Here is a 26,566-nt window from a genome sequence, read left to right on the forward strand (position 1 = left end):
TGCCCTGAGGGGTTACTCTCCCGGTTCTGCGGCGCGTTGCAGGAACGTTTCCAACGCCTCGCGGCTGGTCATCTGGCTGTCGATCTTGATGTAGGCGGTATGCTCATCGGCGATCAGCATGACGTCGTTCACCCCCGGCTGTTGGCGCAGCTGGCAGGCCAGCATGGTATTGGCTATCAGCGCAGGCGGCAGCACAATACGCAGGCTGCTGACGTAGGGCGGTTCCTTCATGGTCAGACTGATCACAAACCACATCACCGCCAGTACCGCACAGCCGGTAAAGATGGCTTCGGCCCCGCCGCGGGCATAGATGATCCCGCCGAGAATACCGCCGATGGCGACGCCGATAAACTGGCAGGTGGAGTATACCCCCATCGCTGTTCCCTTATAGCCCGGCGGTGACTCTTTGCTGATCAGCGAAGGCAGCATCGCCTCCATCATGTTAAAGGCGAAGAAAAATAGCTGAATACCCAGAATAATGCTCCACAGATGCAGCCCAGCGTACCAAAGTACTACTTCGGCGGTGATCATCAGTACGATGCACAGCTGAAAAATCTGCTTCATCCGCCGCTGTTTTTCAGCGTAGATAATAAAAGGCACCATGGTGATAAAGGCGATCAACATGGTGCACAGATAGACTTTCCACTGCTCGCTGCGCAGCAGTCCCGCCTGTTCCATCAGCGGTGGCAGCGCGACAAAGCTGGACATCAGCAAAATATGTACACACATGATGCCGGCGTTGAGGCGCAGCAGGGCCGGGCGTATCAGCACGTTGCCGAAAGCGCCGCGTACCATACTGGCGTCGCGGTTGAGCAGATGGGTGGTCGGCGTGGGGATCAGGTACAGGGTAATGGCGATACCGATCAGCGCCAGCAGGGTGATCAGGCCGAACAGCCCGGAAATGCCCAGCGCGTGGGTAATCAGCGGTCCGGCAACCATCGCAATGGCAAAAGTGACGCCAAAGCTGACACCGATGAAGGCCATGGCTTTGGTTCTGTTTTGCTCGCGGGTCAGGTCGGAGAGCAGCGCCATCAGCGCCGCGGCGATGGCACCTGCGCCCTGCAGCGCGCGCCCGAGGATGACGCCCCAAATGGAGTCGGTCATGGCCGCGACGGCGCTGCCGCAGGCAAAGATCAGCAGTCCGGCGACGATTAGCGGTTTACGGCCTATCCGATCGGAAATGATGCCAAAGGGGATCTGGAATAGCGCCTGGGTGATACCGTAGATACCGATGGCCAGGCCTATCAGGGGTTCGCTGGCACCACTCAGGGACATACCATAGGTTGTGAGCACCGGCAGCACCATAAACATGCCCAGCATACGCAGGGAGAAGACAGTGCCCAGTCCCCAGGTGGCCTTACACTCGTCTGGCGTCATGCGAAAATCATTCATTACAACCTCACGTCGGTATGGGGATTCTCCCGTGGCTTAACTCTGCGGCACGGGCAGTGACTGGGCGCGATAGTCGAGCCAGGCTCCCCAGAGGACGCCTGATACGCACAGGGTGAGCCCCAGCGTAAACAGCGGTTCAGACGGGATGTGCAGCGCGGGATTGTACAGGTATTGCACCAGCAGGAGCAGCAGCCATACACCGATCAGCAGGACGCCGGACAGCAGCAGGCGCAGCGCGCGGCGGTAAGCCTGTGGGTAGGCGTGGCGCGGGCGAAAGCGCCCGGTCTCCTGGGCGTACTCCAGGGTACGGCGGCACAGCAGCAGCAGCGCCAGACCCGGTAGGGCGGTGAGGACGGAAAACAGGTAGAACAGCGGCCAGCCGTACAGCTCAACGAACCAGCCGGCGATGGGGCCGACGTAGACCCGCCCAACGGCGGAGAGCGCAGAGATCAGGGCGAACTGGGTTGCGGAGAAGGCCCGGTTACACAGGGTCATCAACAGGGCGACAAACGCCGCGGTGCCCATGCCGCCGCACAGATTCTCCAGAAAGATGGCGCTGCCCATGGTCAGCAGGTTCTTATCCGTTACGGCCAGCAGCCAGTAACCGAAGTTGGAGACCCCCTGTAGAATACCGAACAGCATCAGGGCGCGGAACAGCGACAGGCGCTGCATCAAGACTCCGCCCCACAGGGCACCGATGATGGTTGCCAACAGCCCCAGTGTCTTATTGACCAATCCGACTTCGCCGGCATCGAAGCCGACACCGCGGATCAGAAAGGTGGTGCTCAGGCTGCCGGCGAAGGCGTCGCCCATTTTGTACATCACGATCAACAGCAGGATTAGCCAGGCGTTATCGCGCAGAAAAAAATCGCGCAGCGGTGCCAGCACCGCCTGTTCCAGCGTGCGCGGCGGCGGCACATCGGCCTGAGGCTCCGGCGCCATCAGGGTGGCGGCAATACCGATCAGCATCAGGGCTGCCATCAGCCAGTAGGTGGCCTGCCAGCCCAGATAGCGATCGGCCAGCCACAGCGCCAGTCCCCCGGAAACCAGCATTGCCAGACGGTAGCCGAACACGGAGATGGCCGCTCCCGCGCCGCGCTCCTCCGCGCTGAGCAGGTCGGTTTTGTAAGCGTCGAAGACGATATCCTGTGACGCGGAGCAGAATGCGACCGTGACCGCCAGCGCAGCCAGCCACCACAGGTGCTGCTCCGGATTGAGCAGGCCCATGCTGAAGATGGCGATCAGTAGCAGCACCTGGCTCAGCAACAGCCAGCCCCGGCGGCGCCCAAGCAGCGGCGGCGTGTAGCGATCCATCAGCGGTGACCAGAGAAATTTAAATACGTAGGCCTGGCCGACCAGGGAGAAGAAGCCGATGGTTTTCAGGTCGACGCCGGCGACGGTCATCCACGCCTGCAGGGTACCGGAGGTCAGGGCCAGCGGTAGTCCCGATGCGAAGCCGAGCAGTAATAAAATGGCGCTGCGGCGTTGGGTGAAAATGGCTAAATAGGTTGTTGGCATAGGGGTATTTACCGGTGCGCCGCGGCGTCAGGGGTTAACGGGCGTTAGCTTTAATAAAGTCGCTGATGCTGCCATCCTGGGCCATATTACTGACAATGTCGCTCAGTGCATTGTTGACGGCGTTGGCGATTTTGCCGTTGCTGGCGGTAAAGGCGCCCTGTTCGTTATAGCTGGCGCGGTAGGTTTTCACCAATTTGCTGCCACTGTGCGCGGTGGCGATGATGGAGACATCGGCGTGGGTGGTGATGCTGTAGCGCAGGTTGCCTTCGCTGACGTCGGCATACAGGCGGTTAATCACGATCTGCAGATCCACGGCACCGTTTGCACCGATCATGTAGCCGCGGGCGGTCATCTGTTTCTCCAGGATCTCCTGCAGCAGAAAGCGCAAATCGCGCTGTGCGGTCAGTGTGACCAACTGGCCGTCGCGGTTTACCTTGGCTAGCGCTTTGTCCTGACGCATGTCGGCGCCGTTGATGCTGATGGTGATCCCCCGCAGCATCGGATCCTGCTGCGGCAACGCCATCTGCGGATTGATATTCAGGGTGGTGCTGTGGCTGGCACAGCCGGCCAGAGCGATGAGCGCCAGCAGGGGAATAAAAAATTTTTTTAGCATCGTCATTGTGATAGCCATTGTCTGGTGTTGAGTGATAACAGGCATTGTGTCCACTGTGTCGGAGGTAGACTCTTACATTATATCATTGCCCCCGCAGAGGCGGGAGGCCTGCTACGGGGGATTTTTGCGGCGCGGCGCGGCGAACGTTGACTATGGCGAAGATATCGTTTTTACCGTATTGATTATGAGGGTTTATTTAAGGTTGAAAGCAGATTATACGTAACATTAAATTACAGGTGGGAGTGCGTCGAAGGGTAAAAAGCGGCTACGCTTGAGGATAGGAGGCGGGCACGATATACCATTTAGCCGCCGTTAATGGCGGGTATATCGGATGCAGCAACTAAGCCTGCCGCCACGATGTGCTCCCGACGCGTTAGCGTGTCATGTACCACTGCCGTTGCCGGATAAGGGGATGTCGTATGATGAGAGAGCAGATAGAAGCCAAACTACAGGCGGCCTTTGAGCCGGTCTATCTGGATGTTGTGGACGAGAGCTACCGGCATAATGTCCCGGCCGGTTCGGAGACGCACTTTAAGGTGGTGATGGTCAGCGATCGCTTCCAGGGTGAGCGTTTCCTGTCGCGCCACCGCGCGATTTATGGCACGTTGGCGGACGAGATGGCCGATGGGGTGCACGCCCTGGCACTGCATACCTATACCCGTAAGGAGTGGGCGGGGCTACAGGATACGGTGCTGGCCTCCCCGGTATGCCGCGGTGTGGGCAGCGGCAGCGCACGTCTGGCCTGAGTGTCGCACAGGGAGTCGTATCGGCGGGTACACGAAAGAAGATGGCCTGCGGGCCCTCTTTTTTATACCCTGTGCAGGGTCGGATGGGATAGCCCGGTGCGAAAATGTGAGGCGCCGCGTGACTTACATCCCGGCGGTTCTCGACTCCCAGTGCGCGCATCGCTATAATGTCGCGTCTATTTTTCCGGAATGGTATTCGGGACGCTTCTGAAAACAGGGAATGCGATATACACCCGATGCGCTTCGGGTTGCATCGGCGCGGCGCCGCAGTGAACTCTCTGAAACCTACTGAGGTAGGTGGTCAGGGGGGCGCGGGGAAGCCGGCGGCGATACGGCTTGAAAGGCGGCGGGGTTACGTTTTGCGCTATCCCACTTCAGAGTAAGTTGCGGCTCTCAGGCATGATGCAGAGAACGGCTTCTGGCGTTGACCGAGCACTGTGATTTTTTGAGGTATAAGATGCAAGTTTCTGTTGAAACCACCGAAGGCCTGGGTCGTCGCGTAAATATTACTGTTACTGCTGACAGCATCGAAAAAGCAGTAGAGAGCGAACTGCGTAATGTTGCCAAGAAGGCACGCATTGACGGTTTCCGTAAGGGCAAAGTGCCGATGAACATCGTCGCTCAGCGTTATGGCGCATCTGTACGTCAGGACGTGCTGGGCGATCTGATGCAGCGTAATTTCGTCGATGCGATCATCAAAGAAAAACTGAACCCGGTCGGTGCTCCGAAGTATGTCCCGGGCGAATACAAGTTGGGTGAAGACTTTGCCTATGCGGTAGAGTTTGAAGTTTACCCGGAGATCGAGCTGAAGGGTCTGGACACCATCGTGGTTGAGAAGCCGCAGGTTGATGTTAACGACGCCGACGTAGATGCGATGATCGAAACCCTGCGTAAGCAGCAGGCTTCCTGGAGTGTTAAAGAGGGCGAAGTGGGCGCAGAGGATCGTGCGACCATCGATTTCACCGGTTCTATCGACGGCGAAGCCTTCGAAGGCGGCAAGGCGACTGACTTTGTCCTGGCCATGGGTCAGGGCCGTATGATCCCGGGCTTCGAAGACGGTATTCTGGGTCACAAAGCCGGTGAAGAGTTCGTTATCGATGTCACCTTCCCGGAAGACTATCACGCTGAAAACCTGAAGGGTAAAGCGGCCAAGTTCGACATCGTACTGAAGAAAGTCGAAGAGCGCGAACTGCCGGAGATGACCGCTGAGTTCATCAAACGCTTTGGCGTTGCCGATGGTTCTCTGGATGGCCTGAAGGCCGAAGTGCGTAAGAACATGACCCGCGAGCTGAAAAACGCCGTGCGTAACCGCATCAAGGCCCAGGTTCTGGACGGCCTGGTTCTGGCTAACGAAATCGACGTTCCGGCTGCGCTGGTTGACGGTGAAATCGACGTGCTGCGCCGTCAGGCCGCACAGCGCTTCGGTGGTAACGAGCAGCAGGCGATGGAGCTGCCGCGCGAGCTGTTCGAAGAGCAGGCGAAGCGTCGCGTTATCGTTGGTCTGCTGTTGGGCGAAGTGATCAGCAAGAGCGAGCTGAAAGCCGATGACGCCCGCGTAAATGCACTGATCGAAGAGATGGCTTCTGCCTACGAAGATCCGCAGGAAGTGATCGAGTTCTACAGCAAGAACAAAGAGCTGATGAACAACATGCGCAACATGGCGCTGGAAGAGCAGGCGGTTGAAGCTCTGCTGTCCCAGGCTCAAGTCAGCGAAAAAGCGACCACCTTCAACGAACTGATGAACCAGCCGCAGGCGTAAGCCCCAGGCCATTGGGTTCGTGAGTATGAAAACCTTCGTCCTCGGGCGAAGGTTTTTTTTATTATGTGGCGGCTTTATTTTATCTCATCCGCCCCCAGATCGTTTACATACTGTCTGCCTGCTGTGCAGGGACGGCAGGAGAGGGCCCGATTGCGCATAGTCAATCTGGCCTATCTCAAGTAGAATCAAAACGTACTACTGCTGAAGAGATTTCTATAGGAGACGGTTAATGTCATACAGTGACCAGCGTGAGTTAGCACCGCACATGGCATTGGTGCCCATGGTTGTTGAGCAGACTTCGCGCGGCGAGCGTTCATACGATATTTTTTCCCGTCTGCTCAAAGAACGCATTATCTTTCTGACAGGGCAGGTCGAGGACCATATGGCCAACCTGATCGTGGCCCAGATGCTGTTCCTGGAAGCAGAAAATCCGGAGAAAGATATCCACTTATATATCAACTCACCGGGTGGGGTGATCACCGCCGGGATGTCCATCTATGACACCATGCAGTTTATTAAACCGGATGTCAGTACCATCTGTATGGGACAGGCCTGCTCAATGGGGTCATTCCTGTTGGCGGCTGGCGCGCAGGGTAAACGTTTCTGTCTGCCGAACTCCCGGGTGATGATCCATCAGCCGTTGGGCGGCTTCCAGGGGCAGGCGACCGATATTGAGATCCATGCCAAAGAGATCCTCAGCATCAAGGCGCGCATGAATACCCTGATGGCCAAGCACTCCGGGCAGCCGATTGAGGTTATTGAGCGCGATACCGAGCGCGATCGTTTCATGTCTGCACAGGACGCGGTGGAGTACGGCCTGGTTGATGCCGTATTGACCCAGCGCGCCTGATTTGTGCGGCGAACCGACCCTCATGCTGCCTGTCTGGCCATTCGCCGATATACTATAGTGATGCAAAGCGCCCCCGGGCGCTTTCGTTCGGATATCGCTGTGAACCGCGCGGGCCCTACATGCATGGATGGGGCGTACGCCCGCCATTGGCGGGACAGCTATTAAATGAAAGAGGTTTACTGATGACAGATAAGCGCAAAGACGGTTCAGGCAAGCTGCTGTACTGCTCTTTTTGCGGCAAAAGCCAGCATGAAGTTCGTAAGCTGATCGCCGGGCCGTCAGTGTATATCTGCGACGAGTGTGTCGATTTGTGCAATGACATCATTCGCGAAGAGATTAAGGATGTAACGTCGCACCGTGAGCGCAGTGCACTGCCGACGCCCCATGAAATTCGTCATCATCTGGATGACTATGTTATCGGTCAGGAGCAGGCGAAGAAGGTGCTGGCGGTGGCGGTGTATAACCACTACAAGCGCCTGCGCAACGGAGACGCCAGCAACGGCGTCGAACTGGGTAAGAGCAACATCCTGCTGATCGGCCCGACGGGCAGCGGCAAGACCCTGCTGGCGGAGACGCTGGCGCGTCTGCTGGATGTGCCTTTCACTATGGCTGATGCCACAACGCTGACGGAAGCCGGCTATGTCGGTGAAGATGTTGAGAACATCATTCAGAAGCTGTTGCAGAAGTGTGATTATGATGTACAGAAGGCCCAGCGTGGCATCGTGTATATCGATGAGATCGATAAGATCTCCCGTAAGTCAGACAACCCGTCGATCACCCGCGACGTATCCGGCGAAGGGGTACAACAGGCGCTGCTGAAGCTGATCGAAGGTACGGTCGCTGCGGTACCGCCTCAGGGGGGGCGTAAGCACCCGCAGCAGGAGTTCCTGCAGGTAGATACCTCCAAGATCCTGTTTATCTGTGGCGGCGCCTTTGCCGGCCTGGATAAAGTGATCGGCCAGCGCGTGAATACCGGCACCGGCATCGGCTTCGGCGCCAAGGTGAAGGGGAAGGCGGATAAGGCCAGCGAAAGCGAGTTGCTGGGCCAGGTTGAGCCGGAGGATCTGATCAAGTTTGGCCTGATCCCGGAGTTTATTGGCCGTCTGCCGGTCGTCGCGACCCTGAAAGAGCTGGATGAAGCCGCGCTGATCCAGATCCTGCAAGAGCCGAAAAACGCCCTGACCAAGCAGTATCAGGCGCTGTTTGGTCTGGAGGGGGTCGATCTGGAGTTCCGTGACGAGGCTCTGACCGCTATCGCCAAGAAGGCCATGGCGCGTAAGACCGGCGCGCGCGGGCTGCGCTCTATCGTTGAGGGGACGCTGCTCGACACGATGTACGATCTGCCCTCCATGGAGAACGTGGAGAAAGTGGTCGTCGATGAGAACGTTATCAATGGCCAGAGCAAGCCGATGCTGATCTATGGTCAGCCTGAGGCGCAGGCCTCCGGCGAGTAACTCACCGTTACCGCTGTCGCGCGTCGCGTAGATCGCCGGCAGCGATACGGGAAATGGGGTAAAATGGGGGATAGCATCCCCCATTTTTTTTCCGCGGGTGACAGCGTTGAATCCCGCAAATGTATCCCCATATACTCAGATAATCCTCTGGCGAAGCAGCCGTTGTCCGTTGTGCGGTGCTGTTTCTCCATAACCTGGCGGAAGCTAAACAAAGAGAGAGCTCTATGAATCCTGAGCGTTCCGAACGCATAGAAATCCCCGTATTGCCGCTGCGCGATGTGGTGGTTTATCCGCATATGGTGATTCCGTTGTTTGTAGGCCGGGAAAAATCGATCCGTTGCCTGGAAGCCGCAATGGATCACGATAAGAAGATCATGCTGGTGGCACAGAAAGAGGCCTCGACCGATGAGCCGGGGATCAGCGATCTGTTTACGGTCGGTACGGTGGCCTCCATTCTGCAGATGTTGAAGCTGCCCGATGGTACGGTAAAAGTACTGGTAGAAGGGATCCAGCGTGCGCGTATTACCACGCTGTCTGACGGCGGCGAACACTTTGCGGCTCAGGCTGAGTACCTGGATACGCCGGAGATGGATGAGCGCGAGCAAGAAGTTTTGGTCCGCACCGCCATCAATCAGTTTGAAGGCTATATCAAGCTGAACAAAAAAATTCCGCCGGAGGTGCTGACGTCGCTGAACAGCATCGACGATGCTGCCCGTCTGGCCGATACCATTGCTGCCCATATGCCGCTGAAGCTGAACGATAAACAGACGGTGCTGGAGATGTCCGACGTGGCGGAGCGTCTGGAATACCTGATGGCGATGATGGAGTCCGAGATCGATCTGCTGCAGGTGGAAAAGCGCATCCGTAACCGGGTGAAGAAGCAGATGGAGAAGAGCCAGCGCGAGTACTATCTGAATGAGCAGATGAAGGCGATTCAGAAAGAGCTCGGCGAAATGGACGATGCACCGGATGAGTTTGAGGCCCTGAAGCGCAAGATCGAAGCGGCCAAAATGCCGAAAGAGGCGCGCGCAAAGGCGGAGTCCGAGCTGCAGAAGCTGAAGATGATGTCGCCGATGTCAGCGGAAGCTACCGTGGTACGCAGCTACATCGACTGGATTGTACAGGTACCGTGGCACGCTCGCAGCAAGGTGAAAAAAGATCTGTGCAAGGCGCAGGAGACGCTGGACGCCGACCACTATGGCCTTGAGCGGGTCAAGGATCGCATCCTGGAATACCTGGCGGTACAGAGCCGGGTCAGCAAAATTAAAGGGCCGATCCTATGTCTGGTTGGACCGCCGGGGGTAGGTAAAACCTCGCTGGGGCAATCTATCGCCCGGGCGACCGGACGTCAGTATGTACGTATGGCGTTGGGCGGGGTACGCGACGAGGCGGAGATCCGTGGTCACCGTCGGACCTATATCGGGTCTATGCCGGGTAAACTGATCCAGAAGATGGCTAAAGTGGGAGTTCGTAACCCGCTGTTCCTGTTAGATGAAATCGATAAAATGTCCTCTGACATGCGCGGCGATCCGGCCTCGGCCCTGCTGGAGGTCCTAGATCCGGAGCAGAATGTCGCCTTTAACGATCACTATCTGGAAGTGGACTACGATCTGTCCGATGTAATGTTCGTCGCCACCTCTAACTCCATGAATATTCCGGCGCCGCTGCTGGACCGTATGGAGGTGATTCGCCTGTCCGGCTATACCGAAGACGAGAAGCTTAACATTGCCCGCCAGCACCTGCTGCCGAAGCAGATTGAGCGTAATGCGCTGAAGAAAGGCGAGTTAACGGTGGATGATAGCGCTATTATCGGGATTATTCGCTATTACACCCGTGAGGCCGGGGTGCGCGCGCTGGAGCGTGAAATCTCCAAGCTGTGTCGTAAGGCGGTGAAACAGCTGCTACTGGATAAGTCGCTGCGCCATATTGTGATCAATGGCGATAGCCTGAAAGACTATCTGGGCGTTCAGCGCTGTGATTATGGCCGTGCCGACAGCGAAAACCGCGTAGGTCAGGTCACCGGCCTGGCTTGGACCGAGGTGGGTGGTGATCTGCTGACCATTGAAACCGCCTGTGTCCCGGGTAAGGGAAAACTGACCTATACCGGCTCACTGGGAGAGGTGATGCAGGAGTCGATTCAGGCGGCGTTGACCGTGGTGCGCGCGCGCGCTGACAAGCTGGGGATCAACCCGGACTTCTATGAGAAGCGCGATATCCACGTGCACGTACCGGAGGGGGCGACCCCGAAAGATGGCCCGAGCGCCGGTATTGCCATGTGTACGGCGCTGGTCTCCTGCCTGACCGGTAATCCGGTGCGCGCCGATGTGGCGATGACTGGGGAGATTACGCTGCGAGGTCAGGTACTGCCGATCGGCGGGCTGAAGGAGAAGCTGCTGGCGGCCCACCGTGGTGGGATTAAGACCGTGCTGATCCCGGACGACAACAAGCGTGATCTGGAGGAGATGCCGGAGAACGTTCTGCGCGATCTCGATATCCATCCGGTGAAGTGGATCGATGAGGTTTTGGCCCTGGCGCTGCAGAGTTCCCCGTTTGGGATGGACGTTGTTACGGCAAAATAGTGATATATCGCAAAATACGTTGATAAAACACCGGCTGGCAGCGTATTTCGGGCTTGCCAGCCTTTTTTTGTACGGCTAACGTAGAACTCTGTCAGCCGTAGCAAGTGGCCGTGAAACGCCTTGCCGGACAGAGACAGGCTTGATATAACAGCTGCGCCGCCGTACGGTAGGGAGAACCGTTTCCTGTACGGCGAGATTTTTAAAGGGGATGATAGAGTGAATAAATCACAACTGATCGACAAAATTGCTGAGGGTGCAGATATTTCCAAAGCGGCAGCTGGTCGTGCGCTGGATGCATTCATTGCATCCGTGACCGAAAGCGTGCAGGAAGGTGACGCCGTTGCACTGGTCGGTTTTGGTACTTTTGACGTCCGCGAACGTGCTGCCCGCACTGGCCGTAATCCGCAGACGGGCAAGGAAATTAATATTCCTGCCGCGAAGGTTCCTGGTTTCCGTGCGGGCAAGGCGCTGAAAGACGCCGTTAACTAAGCCGATGGTGCGCTGCGCCGGGCGTTGGCGGGCGATGATTTCCAGAAATCGCAAACAATCGACTGACGCCATGGTATAGCTAAGGTAAAATACAAAGCGCATCATGCTGATGCGCTTTTTTTATGGCGGGAAACTGCCTTCCTTGAACTCGGCGGTGCGATCTCCGGTCAGGGCAGTCTGAAGCAGTTAATCTAATCGTGTGCTGTGCGTATACGGGCCATGGCCTGGAACAAAGCGGAGTCACAACGTATTACCAACAATCACAGCGGAGTGTTGCCACACTATGATGGACAATTTACGCGCGGCCGCCAATCACGTCGTGCTCAAGGTTATCCTGGCTCTGATCATCATCTCGTTTGTGCTGACCGGGGTAGGTAATTATCTGATCGGCGGATCCGGCGACTATGCGGCCAAGGTGGATGGCCAAGAGATCGGTCGGGCCCAGCTCGAACAGGCTGTGCAGAATGAGCGCAGCCGTCTGCAACAGCAGCTGGGCGATCAGTTCTCCGTGCTGGCAGGTAACGAAGGATATATGAAAGAGCTGCGTAAGCAGGTGCTTTCCCGCATGATCGATGACGTGTTGCTCGATCAGTATGCCAAAAAGCTTAATCTGGCGATCAGCGATGCACAGGTAAAGGAAGCGATCCGCGCAATGCCCTATTTCCAGAGCGATAATCACTTCGATAACGCTAAATATCTGGATATGGTGGCGCGTCTGGGACTGAGCCCGGATACCTACGCTCAGCTGGTGCGTCAGCAGCTGGTGACCCAGCAGCTAATCCAGGGGTTCACCGCCACCGGCTTTACCCTGCCGGCTGAGGTCAACGCCTTGGCGGCGCTGACTATGCAGCAGCGTCAGGTCAGCCTGGCAACCATTGACATCAGCAAGCTGATGCCGCTGCAGCAGGTCAGCGATGCGGAGCTACAGGGCTATTATCAGCAGCATCAGAGCAGCTTCATTGCCCCAGAGACGGTCAAGGTACGCTATATCGAAATGGATGCTGCGGCCATCAACGATAAAATGACGGTCAGTAATGCGGAGATTAGCGCCTATTACGATCAGCATAAAGGGAGCTTTACCCAACCGGCGCGCAGTGACTACAGCGTGATCCAGGTGAAGACAGAGGCGGAGGCGAAGGCTATCGCCGGGCAGTTGGCCAGCGGTGCCGATTTCGCGACCCTGGCCAAGGAGAAGTCTACCGATATTATCTCCCGTAAAAACGGCGGTGAACTGGGTTGGCTGGAGCAGGAAACCACGCCGGATGAGATCCGCGCGGCTAAACTGAGCCATAAAGGTGACGTCTCTGCACCGATAGCCTCCAGCGTGGGCTACCTGATCGTGCGTCTGAACGGTATACAGCCCGCGGTGGTTAAACCGTTGTCTGAGGTACGTGCAGAGATCGCCGACAAGGTGAAGCAGCAGAAGGCGCTGGATGCCTTCTATGCGCTGCAGCAGAAGGTGAGCGATGCGGCGACCAACGACAATGATTCGCTGGCCGGGGCCGAAGATGCCGCCGGGGTGAAAGCGACGGAGACCGGCTGGTTTTCCCGCGACAGTGTGCCACAGGTACTTGATTTTAAACCGATTACCCAGGCTATCTTCGACGGTTCCCTGTTTGGGGAAAACGGCACGCCGGGCAGTAACTCTGATGTGATCAGCGTCGAGGGCGATCGCGCTTTTGTACTGCGCGTCAGTGAGCACAAGCCAGAGGCGGTGAAACCGTTCGATCAGGTGCGCGATCAGGTGACGGAGCTGCTGAAGCGTCAGAAGGCGATTGCCCAGGCGCGCAGTGATGGCGAGAAGTTACTGGCCGCGCTGCAGGCAGGTAAGGGCGAGGCGTCACTGAAGGCTGCTGGCCTGCGCTTTGGTGCCGAGCAGACACTGACCCGTGCCTCTGAGGATCGTCAGCTGACGGATACGGTATTCGCGATGCCGCACCCACAGACTGATAAGCCGGTGTACGGCATATCGACAGATCGTCATGACAATATCGCGTTGATTCGCCTGAACGCCGTAACGGCGGGTCATCTGTCGGCGGAGCAAATGAAGGCATTCGCCTCTCAGATGCTCACCGGTGAGACCGGGATCACCTTCGATGCCCTGATGGATAACCTGCGCGATAATGCCAAGATCAAGCTGGGCGCGGCGGCAGATGTGCAGTAATTCCCATCGCCGTGGCTGAGTTGATGTAACACCAAAAGGCCGCATTCGCGGCCTTTTGCATATTGCGCTATCCGGCTTTGCCGGACCCATCTCAGAAGGGCATTGTAAGAGGCGACTACCATTATCCCTAAGGAGCCCTGCCATGAATCCGTTAACTCTGTTGTTATCTTCTCCACTCTGGATCGCGCTACTCTTTTTTCCCTCTGTACCGCAGGCGGCTACGGCCCCCACCTCTGTACCGTCCACAAGCTCCGTCACGCACAGCAGCGGGGCTGTGGAGAGCGCCGAACACGGGCGGGTCAATATCAATCAGGCGTCAGCGCAGGCGCTGTCTGAGGGGCTCAGCGGCATCGGCCTGGAGAAGGCCCGGGCGATCGTCGCCTTTCGTGAGCAGCATGGCGTGTTTTCCCGTTTGGAACAATTGCTACAGGTGAAGGGGATTGGCGCTGCGCTGCTGGAGAAGAACCGGGCGCGCCTGGCGCTCTAGTGATAGCGCGGCACCGATCTGCGTATGGGTCGGCGCTGCGCAGTCTCCTCGTTTGGCGTAGGGTGGCGAAAGGGGGCGTTACTGCAGTCCACTCTTGCGCTTTAGCGCGGCCATCACGGCCGCCGGATTGGCAAGATACTGCTGCAGGCCGTGGGCGCGTAGGTGGCAGGCGGCGCAGTGGCCGCAGCCATCGCCCTGAACGCCGTTGTAGCAGGTCAGGGTGTCGTGGCGTACCCGCGCCAGCTGACCGTAGTAGTCGGCCAACGCCCAGGTCTCGGCTTTGTTGAGCCACATCAGTGGCGTTTCGAAGCGAATATCGCGCGCCATGCCTAGGCAGACGGCGTGATTCAGAGCCTGTACAAACTGATCCCGACAGTCCGGATAACCGGAGAAGTCCGTTTCACAGACGCCGGTGATCACGGCCTCAGCCTCAACCTGATAGGCATAGATCGCCGCCAGGGTCAGAAACAGCACATTGCGGCCAGGGACGAAGGTATTGGGAATGCCGTCCTCGCTTTGGGTTGGCACGGGGATGTTGTCCCGCGTCAGGCTGCTGATGGCCAGCTCGTTGAGCAGGCCGACGTCCAACACCTTGTGGGCGCTGGCGCCCAGCTGCCCGGCCAGCCGACGGGCCACGTCGATCTCGGCGCGGTGGCGCTGCCCGTAGTCAAAGGTGATGCAGTGGACATCATCATAGTGGTGCAAGGCCTGGATCAGGCAGGTGGTCGAGTCCTGACCGCCACTGAAAACTACTACGGCGCGTTTCATACAATAACCTCAATTGTGCGCTAAAAGAAAATATCGGCCGTATGGTAGCCGCTCAGCCTGGCGATGAACAGCTTGCTGCTGGCGCCGGCACCCAGGCCTGACAAAAGTCGAACCAGCCGTGGGCGGTCAATATGATGCCGTTGACCCGGGGCGGAACGCTGACCTGATAGCGATAGTTGAACAGCGGCGCCATATATCCCTGCGCCATCAGCGAGCCGTACAGCTGACGCAGCGCGGCTAACCGCTGTGCCTCAGCGCTGACCTGCCGCTGGAGGTTGAGGCGCGCCAGCGTATCTGCATAGGCATTGGGAGGGAGGATCGCCTGCCACAGTCGGTCGGTACGCGGCCAGTTATCCAGGGTGGCGCCGGGCGATTCGCCGATGCGCTTGTCCCCCAGGATAATGTCTGCCTGAGCCAACTGGGCATCATCGCTCCAGCGTTTTCCGCTGATGAGCTGCAGTGTGAGGGCGCAGCCGCAGGCGGCCAGACGGCTCTGTAGTCGGCGTGCCAGCTGGTGCAGGGCTGACGCCGGGTAGCTGAGAAGGGTCAGGCGGGGCGGCAGCGGGCCGGGTGGCCCGGTAAACGCCGGGATCGCCCAGCCGGGCAGCAGCTCCTCGCAGCGTAGGGTGATCCCCTCCTCCAGCGACAGGGCGCTGAAGGTCTGCCCTTCGCGCATCAGGCCGAGCAGGTCGCGCGCCTGGCGAGGAGAGAGGCGTCCCTGACGCAGGTTGACGGCCATGTAGCCAAAGCCCAGGCTGGTGCTGCTTTTGAGGCGTCGGGTGTCCTGGGCTCCCTCATCGTGTTGTTGTATCTGTATTCTGACAGCCCTCTGACAGGAGGGCAGTGCCGTACCGGCTCCGGCGGTGATCCAGTATTCGATTGCGTGCAGATAGGGTCGCCGTAGATGGTAGCCCTCATACTGCTCTAGACGCAGCAGGGTTGGACTGGCGCTGACCAGACGGAATGGCCCTGCACCAATATCGGGCAGCTGTGGGTGGGGCAGCAGGCACAGCAGGTTGGCCAGCCGGTGCGCCAGCCAGTAATCGGGGCTATGTAGGGTAAAGCGCAGGCACAGTGGATGGGGGCGGTCGATAGCGGCGACGCTGGCCAGCAGAGCACTGGCCTGGGGGTGTATGCAGAGGGCGCGCAGCGTCTCCAGAAGCTGCCCGGCGCCAATCGGTTGGCCGTGGTGCCAGCGCAGATTGTTGTGCAGTAAAAATTGCCAGCACAGGCCGTCGGCGCTGATCTGCCAGTGGTGGGCCAGATCTGGCTGCGGCGCGGTGCTTCCGGGAACGAATCGCGTCAGGCCGGCGTGCAGGGTGTGCGCCAGGTGCTGCTCGGCGCGTCCGCTTAGCTGCAGGGGGTGGATGGGCTCCAGCGGGCGGTAGTAAGGAATGCGTAGGGTAGGCAACTCGGCCTGCCAGTGGCCGCCGAGATGGGGCTGCAGATAGGGGGTCAGCTGGGCCGGATCGCGGGCCGCCAGCCGTAGGGCGCCCTGATGGTTGCCCTCGCGCAGCAGGTGCTCCATCAGCTGGTGGCGCAGCTGCGATACCGGAAGCAGGCAGCGTAGGCTGCCGCGCCGCCCGCGCCCGGCGCTGGCTTGCCAGCGGATCCATCCGGCCTCCTGCAGCTGACCTAGCAGCGTTCGCACGTGGCGATCGCTGCAGCAGATAATGGCGGCCAGCTCGGCGACGGTGGCCGACACCGGCACATCGCCGGCAAACTGGTACAGGCGTTGATATTGATTAAGGCGTTGCAGCAGGCGCATTAAGAAACCCTGAACTCTTTTTTCTAATTGTTCACTATTAGTTCCGTAAATGCCACGCGATACTGTATGTCATGCAGAAGAGGTCACAAACGGAGGCGATATGCGTTTGGCAGCGTTTGATATGGACGGCACCCTGTTGATGCCGGATCACCGCATCGGCGGGGAGACGCTGGATGTCCTGCAGCGCCTGATGCAACAGCAGGTCGTGCTCACTTTTGCTACCGGGCGTCACTTTTTAGAGGTTAGCCGCATGATCCGCCGCCTGGGGCTGCGGGGACACCTGATCACCGGCAACGGCACCCGGGTGCATGATCATGACGGCCAGCTGCTGTTCAGTCAGGATCTGGTGCCGGAGGTGGCCTATGAGCTGATGCACGCCGACTGGAGCGATACTGCCTCGCTACACCTGTTTCGCGACGATGGCTGGCTGACGGCCAGCGACTGCTCCGAACTGTTGGCGCCCCACCGGGCCGATGGCTTTTCCTACCGCCTGACGGATCTGCGTCGCCTGCCGGCCTACGGCGTCAGCAAGGTGTGCTTTATCGATCGTCATGAACGTCTACTGTCGCTGCAGCAGCGTTTGCGCGCCTACTTCGGCAGCGCCGCTGATCTCTGCTTCTCGGGTCATGACTCGCTGGAGGTGATCCCTCCGGGCAGCAATAAGGGTAGTGCGCTGGCGGCTCTGTGCGATCGCCTGAATATTGGTCTGGATGAATGCATGGCGTTTGGCGATGCAATGAACGATCGGGAGATGCTTGGCATGGTCGGTCAGGGATTCATCATGGGTAACGCGCTGACACAGCTTCGGCAGTCCTTGCCACACCTGCAGGTGATCGGCGACTGCTGCCAGCAGGCGGTGGCGCAACAGCTTTCTCTTTGGCTAACACAATCTCACCTCACAATTCCCCCGAATCACTGAGGCTATTCAGCCAGCCGGGCTGCGTGTTTGACTGCGCGTACCCGGTTTTCTTTTTATTTTTTCTGGCGTCGGATATCCGATGGAACGGGAAAAGATTGATTATTATTGCGTGTAGCGGCCTAATTGGAGGAAATCTTTCTCCTGGAGGCCCCTATGCTGGATAAAATTGACCGTAGTCTGCTGAATATGCTACAGCGGGATTGCACCCTCTCCCTGCAGGTGCTGTCAGAAGCGGTTAACCTGACGTCGACCCCCTGCTGGAAGCGGCTAAAGCGTCTGGAGGAGGAGGGCTATATTACCCAACGGGTCGCGCTGTTGGATAAAGAGAAGCTTGGACTGGGGCTAACGGCGTTTGTGGCGATAAAGACCCAGCACCACAGCGCGGAGTGGTATCGTAACTTTGTGCAGCAAGTGGAATATATACCGGAGATCCTAGCATTTTACCGTATGGCCGGCGAATACGATTACCTGATGCAGGTGCAGGTTTCTGATATGAAAAGCTTCGATGATTTTTATAAGCGTCTGGTCAACTCGGTAAAGGGGTTGAGCGATGTCACGTCGAGTTTTGCCATGGAGCAGATTAAGTTTACTACGGCGCTGCCGCTGCGTGAGTAGAGTGCCTTTCCCGCCAGCGGTCACCGGCTCACCCCGGTGACCTGCCCCCCATTTCCTGCAGATATTCCTCACTCAGCGATACCCACGTTGGGGAGATCTGCCCCTGCTCCGGTGCACTGAAGTGCACCACGGTTGGTGCATTGCACTGTTTCGGTGCCGTTGCCTCCGCTACGCTGTGCTGGCGTGAATAGCTCACTACCCCGTGTTTTGCGCGGGATCCGTTGGACGCCTTCTGGATTGGCATGACCTTTGCTCATAGTTTTTGTGAATGAGTGTTGGTGGCAGAGGAGGGGGAGCCATGAAGCTGGTAAGCGCGGTGATCAGGCCGTTCAAGGTGGAGGCGGTGCGTGAGGCGCTGTTGGCTATCGGTATTCAGGGACTGACCTTGACTGAGGTGAAGGGATTCGGCCGACAGAAAGGGCACGCTGAGCTGTATCGCGGTGCTGAGTACAGCGCCAATTTTTTACCCAAGGTCAAAATTGAGGTGGCGCTGGAGGATGAGCGACTGGAGGCAGCGATAGACGCTATTCGTCAGGCGGCCTGCAGCGAAAAAATTGGTGACGGTAAGATTTTTGTTGCCGAACTGACGCGCGTGGTGCGCATTCGCACCGGTGAGTGCGATGACGCGGCGCTGTAATGGCCCGCATGGAGGTGTGAGATGATGCGATTGGGCAGGGGGATGGTGAGCGTGGCGCTGCTGCCGGGGGTTGCGCTGGCCGGCGCGCCACAGGTGGATCGGGCGGATAACGGCTTTATGATGCTAGCGACGGCGCTGGTGCTGTTGATGACCCTGCCGGGGATCGCGCTGTTTTACGGCGGCCTGCTGCGCGCTAAAAACGTGCTGTCGCTGATGACACAGGTGATGGTGGCCTTCGCCGTCGTGAGCGTGCTGTGGGTGATCTATGGCTATACGCTGGCATTTGGCCGTGGGAACGCCGTCGTCGGTAATCTGCACGCTCTGTTGCTCAGGGGGATCGGATTGCACGAGGTGACCGGCTCGATATCGACGCTAGTGCACGTGGCCTTTCAGGGATCGTTTGCCTGTATTACGGTGGCGCTGGTGACCGGCGCACTGGCTGAGCGGGCCCGTTTTTCGGCGGTGCTGATCTTTGCCGCGCTGTGGTTTTCGCTCTCCTATGTGCCGCTGGCCCATATGGTCTGGGGCGGGGGCTGGCTGGCCGCCGACGGTGCGCTGGACTTTGCCGGTGGGACGGTAGTGCATATTAATGCCGCCGTGGCAGGACTGCTGGGCGCCCGCCTGCTGGGACGGCGCAGCGGCTATGGGCGGGAGTCGTTTAAGCCGCACAGTGTACCGATGGTTTTTCTTGGCACCTCAATTCTGTATATCGGCTGGTTTGGCTTTAACGCGGGCTCCGCCGGTGCTGCCAACGATATTGCTGCGCTGGCGTTTATCAACACGATGATCGCCACCGCCGCCGCCATTCTCTCTTGGGTCTTGGCGGAATGGGGGCTACGCGGGAATCCTTCCCTGCTGGGAGCCTGCTCCGGCTGTATTGCCGGGCTGGTGGCAGTGACGCCGGCGGCGGGCAGCGTGGGTGTCGGTGGCGCGCTGCTGCTTGGCCTGATCGCGGGTGCGGCAGGGCTATGGGGCGTGGTGGTATTGAAACGCTGGCTGCGGACAGATGACGCCTGTGATGTGTTCGGCGTACACGGCGTCTGCGGTATCGTCGGGTGTCTGGCTACCGGGGTACTGAGTGCTGCCCCGCTGGGCGGTACGGGCTATGCCAGCGGTGTCACCATGGGTCACCAGCTGTGGGTTCAGATGCTGAGTGTGCTGGTCTGCGTGATCTGGTCCGCGGCGGCGGCGCTGATTGCCTATAAGGCGGCGGATCTCTGCGTGGGGCTGCGGGTCAGTGAGGATCAGGAGCGCGAGGGGCTGGATGTGACCAGCCACGGTGAGAACGCCTATAACCGCTAGACGCGCGGCGCCGTGCTGCGCGCTGCAGGGCGCTTAGCACGCCGGATGCTGCCGAATAACCCCCTCCTGCGCGGCGGAGGCGACCAGACGTCCCTGGCGGTCGAAGAACTGTCCGCGAACCAAGCCGCGGGCGCCGGAGGCGGAGGGGCTGTCCACCGCGTACAGCAGCCAGTCGTCGAGGCGAAAGGGGCGGTGGAACCACATGCTGTGATCGAGGGTCGCCACCTGCATGCCGGGCTCAAGAAAGCCCTTGCCGTGGGGCTGAAGCGCCGTCGGCAGGAAGTTGAAGTCTGAGGCATAGCCCAGCAGGTATTGATGCACCCGCGGATCGTCGGGAAGGACGCCGTTGGCGCGCAGCCAGACGTAGCGCTGCGGCGGGCATACCTCGCCTTTGAGTGGGTTATGGAAGGTGACCGGGCGCATTTCAATGGCCTGTTCGCGGGTAAACGTATCGCGGACGGCCTCGGGGATCAGGTGCTGCAGCGACCGGGCGATATCGGCCTCGCTGGGCAGCCCCTCGGGACCGGCGACCTGAGGCATGCTGCTCTGGTGTTCAAAGCCCGCCTCCAGGGACTGGAAAGAGGCCGTCATATAAAAGATGGGCTTACCATGCTGGATGGCGTTGATACGGCGGGCGCTGAAGCTGTTGCCGTCGCGCAGGACTTCGACATCATAGACGATCGGCATACGGCTATCGCCGGGACGCAGAAAATAGCTGTGGAATGAGTGTAGCTGACGCTGGGCGTCAACGGTCTGTTTAGCGGCATACAGCGCCTGACCGATAACCTGGCCGCCGAAGACCTGGCGCAGCCCTAAATCCTCACTTTGCCCCCGGTAGATACCCTGTTCAATTTTTTCTGGGTTCAATAGGTTTAATAATTGTTGTAATGCCTGGCTCATTGCTAATACCTATATTTTATAGCGGTGGAGACCCCCGCTGCGGGGCTATGGCTGCCAGCGCAGGTGCGTCAGGTCGAGCCGTCCATCGGCATTGACGTAGATCCCTTCGGCCTGCAGTGCGCTGCGCTGGCGGGTGAAGTCTTCACCGACCAGAGAGAGGGCGCCAAGGTGATTGACCACACGATGCCAAGGTAGGGCAGTGCCCGTCGGCAGGGAGCGCAGGATGGTACCCACCTGGCGCGCAGCGCGCGGGTGACCGGCCATCATGGCGATCTGACCATAGGTCGCAACTCGGCCTGCGGGAATGGCCGCGATACACAGCAGTACGCGCTGGCGGAAGTCATCCGCTGCGTGGAGCGGGGTCGTCGTTGTCATGGCACGATTATCGCTGTCCTATGACGTTAGCTCAAGAGGTCTGTTTAAGAAAACAACGGTTGGCGGGGGGCGCCTTGCAATTGGGCATGGCATCGCTGATAATGCTCCGGCGCTGAGGTTATAGCGCTCGTTATGGGGGCCCTGTTGGTTCTCCCGCAATGCTAACCCGTGAATTCGGTCAGGTCCGGAAGGAAGCAGCCGCAGCGGGTGACGCGTGTGCCGGGATGTAGCTGGCAGGGCTCCCACCCATTTATGCTAATTAAATGATATCTATCATGTAATCCTTTGTTTTCATGCATTGAAACGGAGGTGATTCAACTGGTGTGTATCACTTATGACGCTAATCAATATCGCACCTTATGCTTTCCCGTCACAGGGCCTGGTACCATCGGCTCTACCTGACTGCGTGGAAACGCCGTGAAATCCTGATTTATCTTCGCACATGTTCCAAGCGTGAAGTCTTGCTCTGTGTGGAGAAATACTCACCTCACAACCTTTCCACTGCGTTCCGCTGTCCATCCTGACACACACACACCGTCTGCTTCATTCCAACAGCCATAACAGAAGAAGGCATTTAAGAGTCTGAAGGGCGAGCTTGATAGGTACATTAAAGTTAAAGTGGGAGCAGTTGGTGAACGGGAAATATTGACGATCAACAGGTGACTGCATGACAACATCGCCGCTTGCTGGCTCAAAAAAACGGACCGTAATCCTACGGACTGGGGGTAAGTAGGGCATAAAGTGCAGCCTGATGATCGATGCGAGCGGGCTATGTATCAGGGAAAAATATTCATGACATGCAGATGGTTGAAGATTCGGCTGGTGCGCTACAGACCGGCCGCAGGCTGCCGCTGTGGCTGGACAAAGGGTATGATGCCGAATGGCTGGAAGTTTGTCTGAAAGTACGTCGTTACGAACCTCATATTCCGTCGGGAAGAGAGGCGTCTAAGGCAATCAAAAACAGCGGCTTCAAGGCGCATCGTTGGATGAAGCGCTTTCGCCGGATCCTGATCCGATGGGAAAAGAAGGCCGAAAACCATGAGGCGATGCTGCATTTTGCATGCGATCTCATTGCCTGGAATTAAATCCTACTGGGATAGCTGATTAGCGGACGTATTGCCAAACTTCTGCCGGAATTTTGTCGTATAGTTTATTCATGGTTAATTCAGCCAGTCGATGATCTGCGGCAGAATAAAAAATTTCCAGCTCATCATCTGAAAGTTCGTATTTGTTCTTTTCGATCACGCGTTCCAGAGTATCCAGCGTCGTGCATTTACGCAACTTCATCAGATAATCGATTTTTGTCATCACAACATCCTATTATTGGACTAAACATGTAAGGCAGCGTTGCGCTTTTCATGCGCCAGACAGTATGCCATCCGACGTTTGGTACGCAACCATTGCCTGAGCGCCGTTTCACTTATGCTATAGGTGCCAAACAGGGCATAGGTTTCATCCAGATAATAATCCAGCATTTCGGCTAAATCCGAATGACGCGGATATTTGATCTTAAATGATTGCGCGATGCTGGCAATATGCTCAATCAGCTCGTTAAGCTGTAGATTTACTTCTGCCGTCGGATCGCTGACCCAGCCGTGATTGCTTTCTCCCAAGACATCTATTCCCTGATGATACAGGTAATCACACAGGTATTTTAACTCTGAGATGTCATGCTGATAAGAAGTGTTCTCATCCATAGTCTACCCCCTTGCCGGAACTGAGCCTGTTTCCCTGTAGCAAGGAATATAGCAAATCAATGCAATAATCAATCAGTTACGCAATGGCTATGATGGTTAACACCAGTATCATATCAAAGGTGCAGGGTAATGGGAAAAGTTTTATGTTAGTAAGTATTTAAACTATACATGGGATGATTAAACATAGCTCTCATTTTATGAGTTAGAGGAATAAATATTTTAATGAGTTATCCTGACTGGCCATATCATTTCACTGAATGAAGTATATTCATGTTTGTCAGGAGGGTTGGCCGTGTATGGAGTGGGCCGTCTATGGATAAAAAAAGACCGCCTTCAGGCGGTCTTTTCATTTTATATATCTATTTATTGTGCGGTTCAACCGGCCTGCTGTGCTCAAGATCCTCGCTGCGGCGGCCAAAGCGGCGGCGCACCACCACAAAGAACACCGGTACGAAGAAGATAGCCAGAATGGTGGCGGAGACCATTCCGCCCATCACTCCGGTACCGACAGCGTTCTGTGCTCCTGAGCCGGCACCGTTACTGATGACCAGCGGCATAACCCCGAGGATAAAGGCCAGCGAGGTCATCAGGATCGGGCGCAGGCGCATGCGCACAGCCTCCAGTGTCGCTTCAACCAGTCCCTTACCCTCTTTGTGCATCAGGTCGACGGCGAATTCGACGATCAGGATGGCGTTCTTCGCCGACAGCCCGATCGTCGTCAACAGGCCGACCTGGAAATACACATCGTTGGTCAGACCGCGCAGAGAGGTCGCCAACAGGGCACCGACGACGCCAAGCGGTACCACCAGCATGACGGAGAACGGGATAGACCAGCTCTCATACAGGGCGGCCAGGCACAGGAAGACCACGATCAACGAGATGGCATACAGGGCCGGAGCCTGGTTGCCGGACAGACGTTCCTGATAGGACATTCCGGTCCAGTCATAACCGACGCCCGCCGGCAGCTTGGCGACCAGGGTCTCCATCAGCGCCATGGCCTCACCGGTACTCTTGCCGGGTGCGGCTTCGCCGAGAATCTCCATGGAGGGCAGGCCATTATAGCGTTCCAGACGCGGTGATCCGTACTCCCAGCGTGAGCTGGAGAAGGCGGACAGTGGTACCATTTGACCATTGCTGCTGCGTACGTACCAGTTATCGATATCGCTTGGCAGCATACGGAACGGGGCATCGGCCTGTACATAAACGCGTTTGACGCGCCCGCGGTCGATAAAGTCGTTGACATATGCCCCACCCAGCGCGGCAGAGATGGTCTGGTTCACATCGGCAAGAGAAACCCCCAGCGACTGCGCTTTTTCTTGGTCGATATCGAGCTTGAACTGTGGCGTATCCTCCAGGCCGTTGGGGCGCACGCCGACCAGTAGGTCAGGGTGCTGTGCCGCCATACCCAGCAGCTGGTTACGTGCTTCAGTCAGCTTTTCGTGGCCAAGGTTAGCCTGATCGATCAGCTCAAAGTCGAAGCCGGATGCTGTGCCCAGCTCAACGATAGCCGGCAGGTTAAACGGATACACCATGGCGTCGTTGATCTTACTGAAGGCGACCGCTGCACGTTGAATGATCGCAGTAACCTTGTTCTGATCGCCCTTACGCTCGTCCCACGGTTTCAGACTGACGAAAGCCAGACCGTTGTTCTGCCCCTGACCGCTGAAGCCGAAACCGCTGACGGTAAAGACCGATTCAACGTTATCCTTCTCCTTGGTCAGGTAATAGTGGGAAACCTGCTTGAGTACATTGTTGGTGCGTTCCTGGGTCGCACCGGGTGGTAGCTGGGCCATGGTCAGAAGTACCCCCTGGTCCTCTTCCGGCAGGAAGGAGGTGGGCAGGCGGATAAACAGCAGCCCCATACCGACCACGATCAGCAGGTAAATCACCAGATAGCGCCCGGTGCCGCGCAGGATGCGGCCAATGCTGTCGGTATAGTGGTGGGTACTCTTTTCAAACAGGCGGTTAAACCAGCCAAAGAAGCCGGTCTGTACACCGTGATCGCCTTTGGCGATCGGTTTGAGCATGGTGGCGCACAGCGCCGGCGTCAGGATCATCGCCACCAGCACCGACAGCACCATGGAGGAGACGATGGTGATGGAGAACTGGCGATAGATGGCCCCGGTCGAGCCGCCGAAGAAGGCCATTGGTACAAATACCGCGGAGAGCACCATGGCGATACCAACCAGCGCCCCCTGGATCTGCTCCATGGACTTCTTGGTCGCTTCTTTCGGAGGCAGCCCCTCTTCGGACATGACGCGCTCGACGTTTTCCACCACTACGATGGCGTCATCCACCAAGAGGCCTATCGCCAATACCATCCCGAACATGGTCAGGGTGTTGATGGAGAAGCCTACGATCTCCAGAACGGCGAAGGTCCCCAGCAACACCACAGGTACGGCGATAGTAGGGATCAGGGTAGCGCGGATATTCTGCAGGAACAGATACATCACCACGAATACCAGCACGATCGCTTCCAGCAGGGTCTTCACTACTTCGTCGATAGAGAGCTGAACGAACGGGGTGGTGTCATACGGATAGACCGTCTTCAGGCTTGCCGGGAAGTAGGGAGCCAGCCTGGCCAGCTCCGTTTTCACGGCCTTGGCGGTATCCAGTGCGTTAGCGCCGGTCGCGAGCTTCACGGCGATACCGGCGGCCGGTTTACCGTTATAGCGGGCGATGGTGCCATAGTTCTCTGCCCCCAGCTCTACGCGCGCAACGTCGCGCAGCAGAACGCGGGAACCATCCTGCTGAACCTTAAGCAGGATCTTGCCGAATTCGGTCGGATCCTTCAGTCGGGTCTGCACGATGATAGAGGCGTTCAGCTGCTGACCCGGCACCGGCGGGGTTCCCCCCAGCTGGCCACCGGCGATCTGGTTGTTCTGCACCTTAATCTGGGAGACAACGTCGACCGGCGTCAGGTTATACTTATTCAGCTTGTTGGGGTCCAGCCAGATACGCATGGCGTACTGGGAGCCGAACAGCTGTACGCTGCCGACGCCCTGGGTACGGCTCAGGGGATCTTTAATGTTGGATGCTACATAGTCGGCGATGTCATCCTGACTCAGACTGCCGTCTTCGGAGATAAAGCCTGCGACCAGCAGAATACTGCTGGAGGCTTTATCCACGCTGACCCCCTGCTGCTGTACTTCCTGCGGCAGGGAGGGCATGGCCAGCTGCAGCTTATTCTGCACCTGGACCTGGGCGATATCCGGATCGGTACCGGCCTCAAAGGTCAGGGTGATGCTGGCGTTACCGGCCGAGTCACTGGTTGATGACATGTACATCAGGTTATCGATACCGTTCATGTTCTGTTCGATAACCTGCGTCACGGAGTTTTGCACCGTGGCCGCATCCGCCCCCGGATAGCTGGCGGAGATGGTGACTGCCGGCGGAGCAACGGTAGGGTACTGTGCGACAGGCAGGCTCATGATCGCCAATGCGCCGGCCAACATCATAATGATGGCGAGAACCCAGGCAAAGATCGGACGATCGATAAAAAATTTAGCCATGTATTACTGGCTCCTTTTCCCA

General features: G+C 57.8%; 23 protein-coding genes, 1 other RNA gene and 1 pseudogene. 14 read left to right on the forward strand and 11 right to left on the reverse strand.

Translation table 11 applies throughout. The annotated features are described in order from the left end of the window. Positions 1-12: 12 nt before the first annotated feature. Genes EIEH_RS16405 through EIEH_RS16415 form a run of 3 tightly spaced genes read right to left on the reverse strand, consistent with a single transcriptional unit; the run spans position 13 to position 3,523 of the window. Positions 13-1,392: an MFS transporter gene (locus EIEH_RS16405; protein WP_015870466.1), complete on the reverse strand. Its 1,380-nt coding sequence runs from the start codon at positions 1,390-1,392 to the stop codon at positions 13-15. 36 nt (positions 1,393-1,428) lie between these two features. Then, positions 1,429-2,910: a muropeptide MFS transporter AmpG gene (gene ampG / locus EIEH_RS16410; RefSeq protein ID WP_015870467.1), complete on the reverse strand. Its 1,482-nt coding sequence runs from the start codon at positions 2,908-2,910 to the stop codon at positions 1,429-1,431. 34 nt (positions 2,911-2,944) lie between these two features. Then, the gene (locus tag EIEH_RS16415; protein WP_015870468.1) at positions 2,945-3,523 is read right to left on the reverse strand and encodes a lipoprotein; all 579 of its coding nucleotides are present in this window, start codon (positions 3,521-3,523) and stop codon (positions 2,945-2,947) included. Between the two features lie 419 nt (positions 3,524-3,942). Between EIEH_RS16415 and bolA the strand changes: the two genes are divergently transcribed. The 8 genes from bolA (at position 3,943) to EIEH_RS16455 (ending at position 14,051) form a co-directional block, all read left to right on the forward strand. Beyond that, positions 3,943-4,269 carry a transcriptional regulator BolA gene (bolA, locus tag EIEH_RS16420; protein WP_015870469.1) on the forward strand — a complete coding sequence of 109 codons (327 nt, stop codon included), beginning with the start codon at positions 3,943-3,945 and terminating at the stop codon, positions 4,267-4,269. A 457-nt stretch (positions 4,270-4,726) separates the two neighbouring features. Next, complete coding sequence (tig, locus tag EIEH_RS16425) at positions 4,727-6,028, forward strand: trigger factor (protein ID WP_015870470.1); 1,302 nt, start codon at positions 4,727-4,729, stop codon at positions 6,026-6,028. Between the two features lie 229 nt (positions 6,029-6,257). Continuing rightward, positions 6,258-6,878: an ATP-dependent Clp endopeptidase proteolytic subunit ClpP gene (gene clpP, locus EIEH_RS16430; protein WP_015461119.1), complete on the forward strand. Its 621-nt coding sequence runs from the start codon at positions 6,258-6,260 to the stop codon at positions 6,876-6,878. A 182-nt stretch (positions 6,879-7,060) separates the two neighbouring features. Next, positions 7,061-8,332 (forward strand): ATP-dependent protease ATP-binding subunit ClpX, encoded by a 1,272-nt coding sequence (gene clpX / locus EIEH_RS16435; protein WP_015870471.1) that lies wholly within the window; start codon positions 7,061-7,063, stop codon positions 8,330-8,332. Positions 8,333-8,556: 224 nt separating this feature from the next. Beyond that, a complete protein-coding gene (lon, locus tag EIEH_RS16440; RefSeq protein WP_015870473.1) occupies positions 8,557-10,911 on the forward strand; it encodes an endopeptidase La in 2,355 nt (784 codons plus the stop codon). A 216-nt stretch (positions 10,912-11,127) separates the two neighbouring features. Next, positions 11,128-11,400 (forward strand): nucleoid-associated protein HU-beta, encoded by a 273-nt coding sequence (gene hupB, locus EIEH_RS18220; RefSeq protein WP_015870474.1) that lies wholly within the window; start codon positions 11,128-11,130, stop codon positions 11,398-11,400. Between the two features lie 283 nt (positions 11,401-11,683). Continuing rightward, the gene (gene ppiD / locus EIEH_RS16450; protein ID WP_015870475.1) at positions 11,684-13,564 is read left to right on the forward strand and encodes a peptidylprolyl isomerase; all 1,881 of its coding nucleotides are present in this window, start codon (positions 11,684-11,686) and stop codon (positions 13,562-13,564) included. Between the two features lie 142 nt (positions 13,565-13,706). Then, complete coding sequence (locus tag EIEH_RS16455) at positions 13,707-14,051, forward strand: ComEA family DNA-binding protein (protein WP_015870476.1); 345 nt, start codon at positions 13,707-13,709, stop codon at positions 14,049-14,051. A 78-nt stretch (positions 14,052-14,129) separates the two neighbouring features. Here EIEH_RS16455 and queC read toward each other — a convergent pair whose 3' ends face one another. Beyond that, entirely contained in the window at positions 14,130-14,819 is a 690-nt protein-coding gene (queC, locus tag EIEH_RS16460) for a 7-cyano-7-deazaguanine synthase QueC (protein ID WP_015870477.1), read from the reverse strand. A gap of 52 nt (positions 14,820-14,871) precedes the next feature. After that, on the reverse strand, positions 14,872-16,587 hold the full coding sequence (locus EIEH_RS16465) for an SgrR family transcriptional regulator (protein WP_015870478.1): 1,716 nt from the start codon (positions 16,585-16,587) through the stop codon (positions 14,872-14,874). Positions 16,588-16,687: 100 nt separating this feature from the next. On the opposite strand from EIEH_RS16465, the gene cof reads away from it, so the two are divergent. Further along, positions 16,688-17,506 carry an HMP-PP phosphatase gene (cof, locus tag EIEH_RS16470; protein WP_015870479.1) on the forward strand — a complete coding sequence of 273 codons (819 nt, stop codon included), beginning with the start codon at positions 16,688-16,690 and terminating at the stop codon, positions 17,504-17,506. A gap of 153 nt (positions 17,507-17,659) precedes the next feature. Then, positions 17,660-18,121 (forward strand): Lrp/AsnC family transcriptional regulator, encoded by a 462-nt coding sequence (locus tag EIEH_RS16475; RefSeq protein WP_015870480.1) that lies wholly within the window; start codon positions 17,660-17,662, stop codon positions 18,119-18,121. A gap of 28 nt (positions 18,122-18,149) precedes the next feature. On the opposite strand, the gene EIEH_RS19190 is transcribed toward EIEH_RS16475, so the two are convergent. After that, entirely contained in the window at positions 18,150-18,365 is a 216-nt protein-coding gene (locus EIEH_RS19190) for a hypothetical protein (protein WP_128574010.1), read from the reverse strand. Between the two features lie 54 nt (positions 18,366-18,419). On the opposite strand from EIEH_RS19190, the gene glnK reads away from it, so the two are divergent. Further along, on the forward strand, positions 18,420-18,758 hold the full coding sequence (gene glnK, locus EIEH_RS16480; protein WP_015870482.1) for a P-II family nitrogen regulator: 339 nt from the start codon (positions 18,420-18,422) through the stop codon (positions 18,756-18,758). 24 nt (positions 18,759-18,782) lie between these two features. Then, complete coding sequence (gene amtB / locus EIEH_RS16485; protein WP_015870483.1) at positions 18,783-20,060, forward strand: ammonium transporter AmtB; 1,278 nt, start codon at positions 18,783-18,785, stop codon at positions 20,058-20,060. Between the two features lie 33 nt (positions 20,061-20,093). On the opposite strand, the gene tesB is transcribed toward amtB, so the two are convergent. Next, a complete protein-coding gene (gene tesB, locus EIEH_RS16490; RefSeq protein ID WP_015870484.1) occupies positions 20,094-20,960 on the reverse strand; it encodes an acyl-CoA thioesterase II in 867 nt (288 codons plus the stop codon). Between the two features lie 45 nt (positions 20,961-21,005). Then, positions 21,006-21,335: an MGMT family protein gene (locus EIEH_RS16495; protein ID WP_015870485.1), complete on the reverse strand. Its 330-nt coding sequence runs from the start codon at positions 21,333-21,335 to the stop codon at positions 21,006-21,008. A 142-nt stretch (positions 21,336-21,477) separates the two neighbouring features. On the opposite strand from EIEH_RS16495, the gene ffs reads away from it, so the two are divergent. Further along, positions 21,478-21,574, forward strand: an RNA gene (ffs, locus tag EIEH_RS18225) — signal recognition particle sRNA small type. Between the two features lie 738 nt (positions 21,575-22,312). Next, a pseudogene (locus tag EIEH_RS19195) lies at positions 22,313-22,420 on the forward strand (IS5/IS1182 family transposase); the annotation flags it as partial. A gap of 19 nt (positions 22,421-22,439) precedes the next feature. Here the strand turns inward: EIEH_RS19195 and EIEH_RS16505 are convergent. The 3 genes from EIEH_RS16505 to EIEH_RS16515 form a co-directional block, all read right to left on the reverse strand. Continuing rightward, on the reverse strand, positions 22,440-22,643 hold the full coding sequence (locus tag EIEH_RS16505; RefSeq protein ID WP_012847872.1) for an HHA domain-containing protein: 204 nt from the start codon (positions 22,641-22,643) through the stop codon (positions 22,440-22,442). 20 nt (positions 22,644-22,663) lie between these two features. Beyond that, on the reverse strand, positions 22,664-23,032 hold the full coding sequence (gene tomB, locus EIEH_RS16510) for an Hha toxicity modulator TomB (protein ID WP_015870487.1): 369 nt from the start codon (positions 23,030-23,032) through the stop codon (positions 22,664-22,666). Between the two features lie 359 nt (positions 23,033-23,391). Then, positions 23,392-26,544 carry an efflux RND transporter permease subunit gene (locus tag EIEH_RS16515; protein WP_015870488.1) on the reverse strand — a complete coding sequence of 1,051 codons (3,153 nt, stop codon included), beginning with the start codon at positions 26,542-26,544 and terminating at the stop codon, positions 23,392-23,394. Positions 26,545-26,566: the final 22 nt, after the last annotated feature.

It is taken from the genome of Edwardsiella ictaluri ATCC 33202 (genome assembly GCF_000264785.1).
In the GTDB taxonomy this organism is placed as follows: Bacteria; Pseudomonadota; Gammaproteobacteria; order Enterobacterales; family Enterobacteriaceae; genus Edwardsiella; species Edwardsiella ictaluri.

Coding starts and splice junctions, on each gene's coding strand:
- clpX (WP_015870471.1), top strand. CDS start 7,061: ATGACAGATAAGCGCAAAGACGGTTCAGGCAAGCTGCTGTACTGCTCT.
- lon (WP_015870473.1), top strand. CDS start 8,557: ATGAATCCTGAGCGTTCCGAACGCATAGAAATCCCCGTATTGCCGCTG.
- EIEH_RS16465 (WP_015870478.1), bottom strand. CDS start 16,587: ATGCGCCTGCTGCAACGCCTTAATCAATATCAACGCCTGTACCAGTTT.
- EIEH_RS19190 (WP_128574010.1), bottom strand. CDS start 18,365: ATGCCAATCCAGAAGGCGTCCAACGGATCCCGCGCAAAACACGGGGTA.
- tesB (WP_015870484.1), bottom strand. CDS start 20,960: ATGAGCCAGGCATTACAACAATTATTAAACCTATTGAACCCAGAAAAA.
- amtB (WP_015870483.1), top strand. CDS start 18,783: ATGCGATTGGGCAGGGGGATGGTGAGCGTGGCGCTGCTGCCGGGGGTT.
- ppiD (WP_015870475.1), top strand. CDS start 11,684: ATGATGGACAATTTACGCGCGGCCGCCAATCACGTCGTGCTCAAGGTT.
- EIEH_RS16455 (WP_015870476.1), top strand. CDS start 13,707: ATGAATCCGTTAACTCTGTTGTTATCTTCTCCACTCTGGATCGCGCTA.
- ampG (WP_015870467.1), bottom strand. CDS start 2,910: ATGCCAACAACCTATTTAGCCATTTTCACCCAACGCCGCAGCGCCATT.
- EIEH_RS16475 (WP_015870480.1), top strand. CDS start 17,660: ATGCTGGATAAAATTGACCGTAGTCTGCTGAATATGCTACAGCGGGAT.
- EIEH_RS16515 (WP_015870488.1), bottom strand. CDS start 26,544: ATGGCTAAATTTTTTATCGATCGTCCGATCTTTGCCTGGGTTCTCGCC.
- EIEH_RS16405 (WP_015870466.1), bottom strand. CDS start 1,392: ATGAATGATTTTCGCATGACGCCAGACGAGTGTAAGGCCACCTGGGGA.
- tomB (WP_015870487.1), bottom strand. CDS start 23,032: ATGGATGAGAACACTTCTTATCAGCATGACATCTCAGAGTTAAAATAC.
- bolA (WP_015870469.1), top strand. CDS start 3,943: ATGATGAGAGAGCAGATAGAAGCCAAACTACAGGCGGCCTTTGAGCCG.
- cof (WP_015870479.1), top strand. CDS start 16,688: ATGCGTTTGGCAGCGTTTGATATGGACGGCACCCTGTTGATGCCGGAT.
- queC (WP_015870477.1), bottom strand. CDS start 14,819: ATGAAACGCGCCGTAGTAGTTTTCAGTGGCGGTCAGGACTCGACCACC.
- EIEH_RS16495 (WP_015870485.1), bottom strand. CDS start 21,335: ATGACAACGACGACCCCGCTCCACGCAGCGGATGACTTCCGCCAGCGC.
- EIEH_RS16415 (WP_015870468.1), bottom strand. CDS start 3,523: ATGCTAAAAAAATTTTTTATTCCCCTGCTGGCGCTCATCGCTCTGGCC.
- clpP (WP_015461119.1), top strand. CDS start 6,258: ATGTCATACAGTGACCAGCGTGAGTTAGCACCGCACATGGCATTGGTG.
- EIEH_RS16505 (WP_012847872.1), bottom strand. CDS start 22,643: ATGACAAAAATCGATTATCTGATGAAGTTGCGTAAATGCACGACGCTG.
- glnK (WP_015870482.1), top strand. CDS start 18,420: ATGAAGCTGGTAAGCGCGGTGATCAGGCCGTTCAAGGTGGAGGCGGTG.
- tig (WP_015870470.1), top strand. CDS start 4,727: ATGCAAGTTTCTGTTGAAACCACCGAAGGCCTGGGTCGTCGCGTAAAT.